The organism is Burkholderia sp. Ax-1724 (genome assembly GCF_011752995.1).
Classification (GTDB): domain Bacteria; phylum Pseudomonadota; class Gammaproteobacteria; order Burkholderiales; family Burkholderiaceae; genus Paraburkholderia.
In genome coordinates this window covers 134947-147161 of the sequence record NZ_VWWL01000005.1, presented here as the reverse complement: position 1 = coordinate 147161, position 12215 = coordinate 134947, and the positions used below count along the sequence as shown (strand labels likewise).

The 12215-nt window shown below is 67.2% G+C and carries 4 protein-coding genes; all 4 read right to left on the bottom strand.

What is annotated here, in order from left to right; all coding sequences use genetic code 11:
• Positions 1–27: 27 nt before the first annotated feature.
• A complete protein-coding gene (locus F3J19_RS08105) occupies positions 28–1470 on the bottom strand; it encodes an HlyD family efflux transporter periplasmic adaptor subunit (protein ID WP_167039589.1) in 1443 nt (480 codons plus the stop codon).
• A 4-nt stretch (positions 1471–1474) separates the two neighbouring features.
• Entirely contained in the window at positions 1475–2200 is a 726-nt protein-coding gene (locus tag F3J19_RS08100; protein ID WP_240158820.1) for an efflux RND transporter periplasmic adaptor subunit, read from the bottom strand.
• A 134-nt stretch (positions 2201–2334) separates the two neighbouring features.
• Positions 2335–3774, bottom strand: coding sequence for a TolC family protein (locus F3J19_RS08095; protein ID WP_240158836.1), 1440 nt, complete (start codon positions 3772–3774; stop codon positions 2335–2337).
• A 209-nt stretch (positions 3775–3983) separates the two neighbouring features.
• On the bottom strand, positions 3984–12146 hold the full coding sequence (locus F3J19_RS08090; RefSeq protein ID WP_167039585.1) for a DUF4347 domain-containing protein: 8163 nt from the start codon (positions 12144–12146) through the stop codon (positions 3984–3986).
• Between the last annotated feature and the right edge of the window lie 69 nt (positions 12147–12215).

Here is a 12215-nt window from a genome sequence, read left to right as displayed (position 1 = left end):
GACGCTGTCGAACGGGCGCGCCGCGCCTCACCAGCCGAGCCACTGACGCGCGAGCGTCAACGGGCGGCGCAGCACGTAGTAGATCGCCGGCACCCACGGGCCGCGAATGCGCGCGGTGCCCATCGCGCCGAGCGGCGCATTGGCGTCGGCCGCGACGAAGCTCGCGCGCACACGGTACGCGAGCACGCCGTCGGGCGTCGGCTCCGCGCGGTACGCGATCGAATCGATACGCGCCTCGTAGCTCGACAGCGGCGAACTCTTCGGATACAGCGTGAGCGTCGCGCCCGGCTTCACGTCGATGTTGTCGGCAACCGGCAGCCACGCGGTCAGCTCAACGCGCGCAGGGTCGGCCAGCAGCAGGATCTTTTCGCCGACCGCGACCGCCTTGCCGGTCCATTCGTTCGGATCGCTGAACACTGCCACCCCCGCGCGCTCGGCGTTCACCTTCACGCGCGCCAGCTGCTGCGCGGTGTAGTCGAGCTGCACCTGGCTCTGGTCGAGCTTGCCTTTGCGCTCGGCCATGTCGAGCCGCGTGCGGTCGTCGGTGACGGCAAGCTGCGCGGTCTGGCGGAACTCTTCCTGCTCGGCGTCGAAGTCCTTGCGCGCGAGCGCGTAGCGCGATTGCAGCGCGGTCGCGTCGAGGCCGAGCAGCGGCGTGCCGCGCTGCACCGGCTGATTCGGCTTCACGTAGAGACGGTCGATCACGCCGTCGAGCGGCGCGCGCACGACGAACGGATCTTTCGGTGTGACCTCGGCGGGCGCGAGCACGGTGAGGCGCAACGGAATCACGCAGGCCACCGCGAGCCCGATCAGCACGCGGCGCTGCTGACGGCCGGGCCGCAGCACGGCGCGCGCGCGTTCGAGCCACGAGGCGCGCGGCGCGAACGCCTCGAAGGCATGCGCCCAAACCTGGCCCAGTTCGGTGAGCAGCGCGCAGTCGGTCGCGCTCCAGGCTGCTTCGCGTGCGAACACGACGCCGCCGAGCGCATGCCCCGCGCGGTCGGTGAGCGGCAGCCACGCACCGTGTGCGGGCCACCATGCGGACCAGTCGCTCGCGACGTGCGGCGCGTCCGCTTCGAGATCGGCGGCCGTGAACGTACGCACCTGCGCGCGCGCCGGCAGCACCGGCGCGACGTGGCCTTCGACGCGCGCCGCCGCGTCGGCAGGCGCGCTCGGCGCGCCGCGCGCGAGCGCCTTGCACAGCGCGTTGAGCCACTGCACGTAAGGCGCGTTCGGATCGCTTTGCGGCAAGCCCGAGACCGCCGCCACCGTGCCGGGCGCGCTGCCGCGCCACCAGGCCGACTGCCGGTACGGCACCAGCGAAAGCGTTTCGTTGACGATCGTAAAGCCGAGCGCCGCCTCGCTGTGAGCGGCCCGCGCGCGCGCCGCGAGCTGCCACAGCAACGCAAGCTGCTGGCCGTCGATGCGGACCTGCTGCGCCGCCTCTTCCGGCATGCCTGATTCGCTCATGGCCTCACCGCGCCGCGAAAGTGGCCCAGCCGCTCATGCCGGGCAGCAGTTCGGGCGCGCTGCCGGTCAGCATGCCCGTCACGTCGACGGTCTGCGTGACCGGATCGACGCGCGCGCCGATGCGCGCGACCTTCGCCGGATAGCTCCTGCCGACCTCGTCGACCTGCACGTTCAGCGCATGACCGGGCTTGAGCCATAGCAGCCACTTCGACGGCACGATCATCTTCAGTTCGAGATGGCTCGTATCGACGATCGTCAGGAGCGGCTTGCCGGCTTCGGCGAACTGCTGCGGCGCTGCGCTGCGCTTCGACACGCGGCCGTCGAACGGCGCCGCGATCGTGCATTTGTGCACGGTCGCCTGCATGTACGCGACGTCGGCCGCGCTCGCCCTCTGCTTCGCCTCGGCCTGCTGCACCTCGAGTTCGCCGACCGAATGCAGCGCGACGAGCTTCTGGTTCACGCTGAGCAGTTCGCGCGCGCCGTCGGCGTCGGCCTGCGCCTTGCGCAATTGCGCGCTGTAGAGCGAGCAGTCGAGCGACACGAGCGTCTGCCCGGCGCGAAACGCGTCGCCGTCGCGAAACGGCAGCGAGGCGATCTTCGCCGAGATTTCGCTCGATATGTCGACCTGATCGCGCGACACCAGTTGGATGCGGATCTTGCCGTCGGGCGAGTCTTGCGGCACGGGTTGGGCCGCGGCTCCTGCTGCTGCCGCTGCCATTGCTGTGGGCATCGTTGCTGCCACCGCCGGCATCCCACCCGCCGCCGACCGCGCCGGCGCAGTCGTCGTCGCATTCGGAGACGCAACGACCTGCGCCGTCATCAGTAAAGCAATACCGCTGCCTGCACACACCTTCAACCACGGTTTCATTGCGGCTGTGCTCCCGCTGCGAGCGCTGCCGCCGCCGTTTTCGTCGGCCCCGGCTGCGCGGCCGCGACCGTGCTGCCCGCGTGACCGAGCGCGTCCCAGTGCTGCTGCTCCTCGCCGATCGATTGCGTCAGCGACGCGAGATCGTGACCACGCACCGCGTCCGGCACCGGATCGAGCCCCAGCGTCGCGAGCATCTGCCCATACGCGCTTTCGAGTTCGCCGTAGCTTTGATAAAGGCGCAGTTCCGACATCATCGCGCTCGTCGCCACGCGAATCTCTTCGAGCTTGCCTTGCGCGTTGGCCTGCGTCGCGTTGTGCGTGTGTTCGAGAATCTGCTGGTCGACGTCGTTCATCTGCCTGAACAGATCGAACTGGCGCTGCTTCGCCGAGAGTTCGCTGCGCGCGACGTGCACCTGCGTGAGCACCGCCATGCTGAGCGCCATGCGCTGCGTCTTCGCGACTTCGAGTTGCGCGTCGGCGGTGCCGCGAATCGTCTTGACGTTGAGCAGATTCAGCAGGTTCCAGCTGATGCTGATACCGGCCGCGCGCCATGCGTTATAGACGAGAAAGCTGTTGCTGTCGTAATGGCCGCCCAGTTCGAGTTCGATGCCCGGCAGCAGCTTCGCCATCGCCTTGTGCGTTTCGTTGACGCTGATGCGCTCGTTATAGCTCGCCTCGACCAGTTCGGGACGGCGCTGCAACGCGGTGTCTTCCATCTGCGGCATCGGCATGTCGAAGTCCGGCACCGGAAAGTCCTCGCTCGCGGCGAGCGTGTAGTCCTTGCCCGGTTCGAGGTTCATCAGCGCGGCAAGGCGCGGCTTCGCTTCCTCGAGCTGGTCGCGCACCGCTTCGAGCTGCCGCATCAGATCGAGCAGCGAGTGCTGGTAGTTGAGCGTATCGATCGGTGCGCGCAGACCCTGCTTCTGCGCCGCGCGCGAATCGTCGAGCGCGGCGCGCGCCGCATCGAGCAGCGGGCCGATGCGATCGTGCAGCCGCTGCGCGCCGAGCGCCTGCCAGTACGCCTCGCGCACCTGCTGCATCATCAGCTGCACGACCTTGCGGCGGCGCTGTTCGAGCACGAGCACGTGATCGGCCTGCTCCTTCGCCTCGTAATAGCTGACGCCGAAGTCGAGCAGGTTCCACGACAGGTTCAGGTCCGCGGTGCGCGAGTTCTGATCGGTCGAGAACGACGGAATCAGCGACTCCTCCTGCGTGTACAGACCTTCCGACGACGACGCGAGCGGATGGTTGCGGTTCGTATAGCCGGCCTGCGCGGTGAGCTTCGGCAACAGATCGAAGTTCGACAGATCGAGTTGCTTCTGCGCGAGCGCTTCTTCCATCATCTTCAGACGATGGTCGAGGTTGTAGCGGATCGCGCGCGCCATCGCCTCGTCGAGCGTGATCGGACCGCTCACCGGCTGCTGGCTCGCGAACATCGACGTGCGATCGGCCTGGGCCGTCTGCACGCGTTCGGCGTCGGTAAACGGCACGGGTTTGACCGCGCAGCCGGACAGCCACAACACGGCGGCCGACAGCGCAATGAGCGTGGGACGCGGTGCGCGCACCGCAAGCGACAAGGATTTCACGTCGGCTGATCTCTTATGGAAAAAGTGGAAAGCGGAACAGGAATGCGAGGAAAAGAGGCTCATGCGCGCGGCTCCAGCGAATGCGTCGCGCGGTTGTCGACGGCTTCGGCATGCGCGACCTTTGCGCCGGCTACGCCCGCGCGCGTGACATGCAAGGCCGCGTGCGCGCTCGCGAACTGCGCGCTCAGCGAAGGCTTCGCGGGCGGCAGCGCGGCATGCGGCGGCGCGCTTTTCACCGGCTTCGGCGCGGGCGCGTGCGGGGCCTGACGGTGCGCCGCGTCGAGCGACACGACCACTTCGCGATGCGTCACGCGGCCGAACGCGTCGCGCACGGCCAGCGTCACGCGCACTTCGTGCACGCCCGCGGGCGGCACGCCGGAGAGTTCGCCGCGTGCCGCGTCGTAGTGGAGCCACGACGGCAGCGGTTCGCCATCGGCGAGCGTGATGCTCACGTCGTTGGCGATGCTGGTTGCGCGCGTGTCCGGCGAGTTCGGCAGAAGCGCGGCCGTCAGCAGCGCGAACGAGCCGTCCGCGTGACGCTGCGGATGCACGTCGAGCGACGCCAGCACCTGCAGGCTCGCGGTTTCGTCGCCGAGGTCGGGCGGCGCGATCGAATCGAGCGGACTCACGTGCGTGTCGCCGAGCGAGCTGTTGTGCTGGTCGTCCTGCGTGAACGTGCGAGTCGGCGGCAACACTATCGTGCCGAGTTCGGCCGGCGGCTTCAGCGCTTCGAGCACGATCAGCGGATTCGACACGCCGTCGCTATAACCGGTGGTGCCGCTGACGATCAGCGGATTCGTGCGCGACGGATTGAAGACCGGCGGCGCGACGATCGTGGGCGTCGCCAGCGGCTCGCCCTTGTGCTCCGGCAGGATCGGCGTGCCGGACGGCTGCGTCGTGGCGACGACCTGCACCGTGCGCGTCGCGGGCGCGCTCGACGCGACGCCGTCGCTGATCGCGAAGGCGATCGTGCGGCTGCTGCCGGTGCTCTCGAACTGCGTGTCGCGATACGAGACCGCGGCGAACGCGGCCTGCCATTGCGCGAGCGTCGCCGTGCCGCTCGCCGAGGTGAGCCTGAGCACGCCGCTCGCGGCATCGTAGGCGGCGCTGATGTCGCCGGTCGCCGTGCCACCGCTCGTGAACGCGAGCACGTCGTGCTGCGGATCGAACGTACCGCTGAACGACACCGTGGCCGAGGTCAGCGGCGTCGGGTTGCGGTCGGTCAGCGTGATGCCGTCGCCGACCGCAAGCGCGTCGGCGGCATTGCCGTTGGCGGTATAGCTCAGCGTGACGCCGCCGCCATCGACGATCAGCGTCTGATGCGTGGCCGTCACGCCGACTGCGCGCGCGAGTGCGATGCTCGCCTTGGTGCCGTCGTTGACTGTGAAGCTGATCGTGCGCGTCGCGGTGTTGGGCGTGATCGCCGTGTCGGTGTAGGTGATCGAGCGCAACGCCGTTTGCCATTGTGCGAGCGTGGCGCTTGCGCCGGTCGAAGTCAGCGTCAACACACCGGTCGCAGCGTTGTAGCTCGCGGCGATGTTGCCCATCGTCGCGCCGTCGTTCGTGAACGCCAGAACGTCTTCGCCTGCGTGGAAGCCTGTGCCGATCTGTACCGTCGCCGAGGCCAGCGTCGTGTTGTCTCGATCGCCGACCGCGATACCGCCATCCACCACGACCGGCGTCGATACCGTGTTATCGCCCGACACGAACGCTGCACTACCTGTGCTGGTGGTCGAGACGAGCGGCGTCTGATCGGTATCGGCCACCGTCACCGTGCGCGACAGCGCCACGCTGGTTTCGATCCCATCGTTGACCGCGAAGCTGATCGTGCGCATCGCGGTATTCGGCGTGATCGCCGTATCGGTGTAGGTGATCGAGCGCAGCGCGGCCTGCCACTGCGCGAGCGTCGCGTTCGCGCTGGACGAAGTCAACGTCAGCACACCGGTCGCGGCGTCGTAGCTCGCGGCGATGTTACCCATCGTCGCGCCATCGTTCGTGAACGACAGGACATCTTCACCAGCATGGAAACCCGAACCGATCGCGACCGTCGCCGAGGCGAGCGTCGTGTTGTCGAGATCGCTGACCGCGATGCCGCCATCCACCACGACCGGTGTCGACGCCACGTTATCGCCCGCCACGAACGCTGCACTGCCCGTGCTGCTCGTCGACAGCACCGGCGTCTGATCCGTATCGGTCACCGTCACGTCGCGCGACAGCGCGGTGCTGGTTTCGATCCCGTCGTTGACCGTGAAGCTGATCGTGCGCGTGGTGTTATTCGGCGTGATCGCCGTGTCGGTGTAGGTGACCGAGCGCAACGCGGCCTGCCATTGCGCGAGCGTTGCGCTCGCGTTGAACGAAGTCAACGTCAGCACACCGGTCGCGGCATCGTAGCTCGCGACGATGTTGCCCATCATCACGCCGTCGTTCGTGAACGCCAGCACGTCTTCGCCGGCATGAAAGCCCGAGCCGACCTGCACCGTCGCCGAGGCGAGCGTCGTGTTGTCGAGGTCGCTGAGCACGATGCCGCCATCGACCACGACCGGTATCGACACCGTGTTATCGCCCGACACGAACGATGCGCTGCCCGTGCTGGTGGTCGCGATAAGCGGCGTCTGGTCGACGTCGGTCACCGTCACGTCGCGCGACAGCGCCACGCTGGTTTCGATCCCATCGTTGACCGTGAAGCCGATCGTGCGCGTGGTGTTGTCCGGTGTGATCGCCGTGTCGGTGTAGGTGACCGAGCGCAACGCGGCCTGCCACTGCGCGAGCGTCGCGTTCGCGCTGGCCGAGGTCAGCGTCAACACACCGGTCGCAGCGTTGTAGCTCGCGGTGATGTTGCCCATCGTCGCACCGTCGTTCGTGAACGACAGGACATCCTCGCCCGCATGAAAGCCCGAGCCGATCTGCACCGTCGCCGAGGCGAGCGTCGCATTGTCGAGATCGCTGACCACGATGCCGCTATCGATCACCACCGGCGTCGAGGCCACGTTATCGCCCGCCACGAACGATGCGCTGCCCGTGCTGCTCGTCGACAGCAACGGCGTCTGATCGGTATCGGCCACCGTCACCGTGCGCGACAGCGCGGCGCTCGTCTTCGTGCCATCGTTGACCGCAAAGCCGATCGTACGTGTGGTGGTGTCCGGCGTGATCGCCGTGTCGGTGTAGGTGACCGAGCGCAAGGCGGCTTGCCACTGCGCGAGCGTCGCGTTCGCGCTGGCCGAAGTCAGCGTCAACGTACCGTGCACGGCATCGTAGCTCGCGGTAATGTTGCCCATCGTCGTACCGTCGTTCGTGAACGACAGGACATCCTCGCCCGCATGAAAGCCCGAGCCGATCTGCACCGTCGCCGAGGCAAGCGTCGTGTTGTCGAGATCGCTGACCACGATGCCGCCATCGACCACCACCGGCGTCGACGCGACGTTGTCGCCCGCCACGAACGATGCGCTGCCCGTGCTGCTGGTCGACAGCAACGGCGTCTGATCGGTGTCGGTCACCGTCACCGTGCGCGACAGCGCCGTGCTGAACTGCGAGCCGGCGTCGAGCACGAAGCTGATCGTGCGCATGGCGGGGTTCGGCGTGACCGCCGTATCGGTGTACGTGATCGAGCGCAGCGCGTCCTGCCATTGCTGGTTCGTCGCGCCGCTGCCCGTGAGCGTGAGCACGCCCGTCAGGGCGTTGTAGTTGCCGTAGATGCCGTTCTGGCTCGTGAACAGCAGCACGTCTTCGCCCGCATGCAGGTTGCCGGTAATCTCAACCGTCGCGCTCGTAATCACGTCGCCGAGCGGATCGGCCACCACGAGGTTGCCGTCGACCGTGACCGGCGTCGATACCGTGTTGTCGCCCGCGACGAACGTGGCGCTGCCGGTGCTCGTCGTCGTCAGCGAAGGGGCGGAGCTGGTCACGTCGATCGTGTAGGCGACCGGCGCGCTCGTCTTCGTGCCGTCGTTCGCGGTGAGTTGCAGCGTGCGCGCGCCGAGCGGCGCGCTCGAAGCCGTCGAGAACTGCAAACCCTCGAGGATCGCCTGGTACTGCGCGACCGTCATACCGTTCGAGTTGAGCGTGTACGTGCCGGTCGCCGCGTTGAAGGAATCCGAGAAACCAGCCCCCATCGTTGCCGCGTTGTAGTTGAGCGTGATCGTGTCGCCGGACTGGAAACCGGACGCGATCTGCAACGTGAAAGTCATCGGCAGGGACGGCGTTACCGTACTGTCGCGATCGCTGAACGTCACGCCGCTGTCGATCGTGAGCGGCGCGCCGCCCGCCGGATACGTGACGCTGCTCGTCGAGGCGGTCACCACCGGCGTCTGATCGGTCGCGCTCACCAGGACGACTTTGATGACCGGCATGCTCGTCTTGATGCCGTCGCTAACCGTGAAGCTGATCGTGCGGACAATGCCGCTCGGCACGATCGCGGTATCGGTGTAGGTAATCGAGCGCAAGGCAGCCTGCCACTGCGCGAGCGTCGCGCGGCCTGCTGAACTCAGCTCCAGTGCGCCGGCCGCGCCGGTGTACGTGGCGGTGATATCGCCGAACGCGGCGCCGCCCGTGAACGCGAGCACGTCCTCGCCCACATAGAAGGTGCTGTTAAATATCACCTCGGCGGTGCGTATCGTCGCGCCGCCGCTATCCGACAGCGTGATGCCCGGATCGACCACGACCGGCGTCGAGGCCACGTTGTCGCCCGCGACGAAGCTCGTCGTGCCGTTGGACAAGGTCAGCACCGGCGTCTGGTCGGTCAGCGTCACGTCGACCGTGCGGGTCCACACGCTGCTGCTCTTCACGCCGTCGTTGACGACGAAGCCGATCGTGCGCGCGGCGCCGCTCGGCGCGGCCGCGGTATCGGTGAACTGCACCGAGCGCAGCGCCGCCTGCCACTGCGCGAGCGTCGCGATGCCGCCCGAGGACGTGAGCGTCAGCACACCGCTGGCGTACACGCCAGTGATGTTGCCCATCGTCGCGCCGTCGTTGGTGAAAAGCAGCGCGTCGCCATTGCTGTCGTAGTTGCCGATCGTTACGGAAGCCGACACGAGCGTCGTGTTGTCGCGGTCGGACACCGTAATGCCGCCATCCACCGTGACGGGCGACGCCGCCGTGTTGTCGCCTTGCACCCAGCTCGCATCGCCGGACGTGCCGGTCACGATCGGCGTCTGATCGGTATCGCTTACGTCGATCTGCGCGGTGGCCGCCGCCGACGACTTCGTGCCGTCGTTGACCGTGAAGCTGATCGTGCGCGTCGTGGTATCGGGCGTGATGGCCGTATCGGTGTACGTCACCGCGCTCAACGCGGCCTGCCATTGCGTGAGCGTCGCGCTGGCGCCCACCGAATTCAGCATCAACGTGCCGTGCACGGCATCGTAGGTCGCGGTGATGTTGCCCATCGTCGTGCCGTCGTTGACGAACGACAGGACATCCTCGCCCGCGTGAAAGCCCGTGCCGATCTGCACCGTCGCCGAAGCGAGCGTCGTGTTGTCCAGATCGCTCACGGCGATGCCGCTGTCGATCACGACCGGCGTCGAGGCCACGTTGTCGCCGGCGACGAAGTTCGCGGTCGTGCCGCTCGTCGTAATGATCGGCGTCTGGTCGGTGTCGGTCACGGTCACCGTGCGCGTCGCGACCGCGCTCATGGTCGTGCCGTCGTTGATCTGGTAGCTGATCGTGCGCATGGCGCTCGCAGGCGTCGTCAGATAGTTCGCGTACTGGACCGAACTCAGCGCCGCCTGCCATTGCGCGAGCGTCGCGCCGCCCGAGGCCGTCAGCGTGAGCGTGCCGGTGCCCGAGTTGTAGGCGCCGACGATGTCGCCCATCGTCGCCGGATTGGCAACGAACAGCAGCGAGTCCTGATCGGCCGTGAAGTTGCCGGTGATCTGCACGGTCGCGCTTTCGAGCGTCGTGCTCTGACCGTCGGCCACGCTCAGTCCCGAGTCGATCAGCACCGGCATCGAGGCCGTATTGTCGCCGGCGACGAATGCGGCCGAACCGGGGTCGGTGGTGATCGTCGGGCCACTCGTCACGTTCACCGTGTGCAGCGCGAGCGAGCTCGAAGCTACACCGTCGTTGACCGAGATCGTGAAGTTGCGCGCGCCCGATACCGCCGCAGCCGACGTCGAAAACGTGACTGCATCGAGCGCGTGCTGCCATTGCACGAGCGTCGCGCTCGCGCCCACCGAAGTCAGCGTCAGCGTGCCGTTCGCGTTCGCCGTGATGCCGATGTTGCCGAACTGCGTCGAGTCGGTGTTATCGAACGAGAGCGTATCTCCGCTGTGGTAGCCGCTCGCGATCGAGATCGTCGCCGAGGCGAGCGTCGTGTTGTCCGCGTCGCTGACGGAAAAGGTGGAGATCGCCGTCGGTGTCGAGCCGGCCTGATAGCTCGACATGCTGCTGCCGCCGTCGACGACGATCGGCGACTGGTCGGTCGCGGTCACGTTCACGCTGCGCGAGGCGACGTTGCTCGTCGAGGTGCCGTCGTTGAACGAGAAGTCGACCGTACGCGTAACGGTGGAGGGCGTCACCAGCGTATTCGCGAACGTCACCGATTCGAGCGCCGCCTGCCATTGGGCGAGCGTCGGCGTGCCGCTGGCGGTCAGCGTCAGCGTGCCCGTGCCGCTCGAATAGCTGCCGCTGATGCCGTTGACCGACACAAAGCCGAGCACGTCGCCCGCCTGCACGTTGGCGATCGTCACGGTCGCGGACTGCGCCGTCGACGAACCGCCGTCGGAAAGCTGCAGGCCGCTGTCCACCGCGACCGGCGCGCCGCCCACGCCGTTGTTCGCCGACGCCCATGACGCGTTGCCGCTGCTCGTCGTGACGGCGGGCCCCGTGTCGGTATAGGTCACGTTGTCGATATACAGCGAGAGCGGACCGTACGGGTCGTTCACGTCGATCAGCGTGACCGATCGGGTGTTCTGGAAGTCGGGGTCGTTGGCGATCAGGCTCTTGATGCTGCCGACGAAGCCGCCTGCCGCCTCGGTCGCAATCTGCACGCGCGTCGCGGCATTGCCGTTCGCCTCGATATAGAAGTTGCCGTTGACCGAGCTGATGTCGAGATCCGACAGCGTGAAGGTATGGCCGTTCGCGAGCGAGATCGTGAACTCCGTCATCGGATCGTTGTTGACGTTGACTTCGAGGAAGCCGTCGTTGGGGGCCCCGGAATTGACGTCGCTCGGACCGGTCGGCGCATTGCCGTTGTTCCACACGCCTTCCTCGACGGAGCCGTCCGTCGTGTATACGACGCCGTCGAGCGTATAGCTCGTCCGATAGCCGAGGTCCTGGCCCGTGTCGTTGTTGGCCTCGGCGGCCGTGTCGAAGGTTTCGACCGTCACGCCGAGCAGCTCGTTGAACTGCGCCTGCGCGCTCGCCGATTCGATCACGGCCGTGTGCACGTGCCCGGCCTGGTATTCGAGCGTCCAGTTGCCGCCGAGCGCGCTCGCGCCGGTGTCGTCGGTCGATGCCGCGACGTTCAGGTGCGTGAGTGCCGCGATCTGCTGCACGAGCGCCTGGCCGTCGGCTTTTTGCGCGACGTCGCAGCCGTAGATCAGGAAGTCGCCGCCCGGCTTCATCGCCGCGCCGATCTGCGCGAGCTCGGCGCTGTAGGCCGAAAAATCCGCGCCGGTGAGCCACGTCGAGCCGGCCTGGATCGCGCCGTCCGTGCCGTGCGAAATCAGATGGATCGACTCGATGCCGTGATGGGTTTGCAGGTACTGCGCGATCTGCGCGAAGCCGTCGCTGTTCGCGTCGAGCACGACGTACTGCGTGCCGGCCGGCAAACCGGCGATCAATATCTGATAGTTCTCGACGCTCGGGTCGATGAAGACGACCTGATGCGAGGCGTCCGGTGTGGTGACGCTCGTGTCCTTGAGCGCGTGCGTGGTGGTGCTGGTGTCCTTGCTGCCCGTGCTCGTGTTCGTGCCGGCGCCCTCGCCGTTCGTTCCCGCATCGCGTTGTGCCGCATTGGACGTACCCGACGCCGACGCGGAAGACGTCGCTTGCGAAGCCCCCTGGCCCGACGAACTCGCTGCGGCCGGATCGTTATGCGTTGGCTCCGCACGATGCGCGTGTTCGTGCGCATGCGTTTCCGCGTGCGGTTTGGCCGCGACAGCGGCGACCGACGCGTCGTACACGACGCGCGGTTCGAGCGCGAGCAACAGGGGCGAAGCCGCGACACGCGGACGCGGCATTTCGCTTTCGGTACTCAAACGCTTGAGCCACTGCCTGACGATCTTCATGACGATACTCTCCCGGCCGCCGCGCGTTCCAAACGCGCGGCGCCGCAAAACGGGACTGGACGAAAACGC

What these genes read in the sequence shown, in the direction of transcription:
- F3J19_RS08105 (WP_167039589.1), bottom strand. Translation starts at nt 1,470, where the DNA reads ATGAGCGAATCAGGCATGCCGGAAGAGGCGGCGCAGCAGGTCCGCATC.
- F3J19_RS08100 (WP_240158820.1), bottom strand. Translation starts at nt 2,200, where the DNA reads ATGCCCACAGCAATGGCAGCGGCAGCAGCAGGAGCCGCGGCCCAACCC.
- F3J19_RS08095 (WP_240158836.1), bottom strand. Translation starts at nt 3,774, where the DNA reads ATGTTCGCGAGCCAGCAGCCGGTGAGCGGTCCGATCACGCTCGACGAG.
- F3J19_RS08090 (WP_167039585.1), bottom strand. Translation starts at nt 12,146, where the DNA reads ATGAAGATCGTCAGGCAGTGGCTCAAGCGTTTGAGTACCGAAAGCGAA.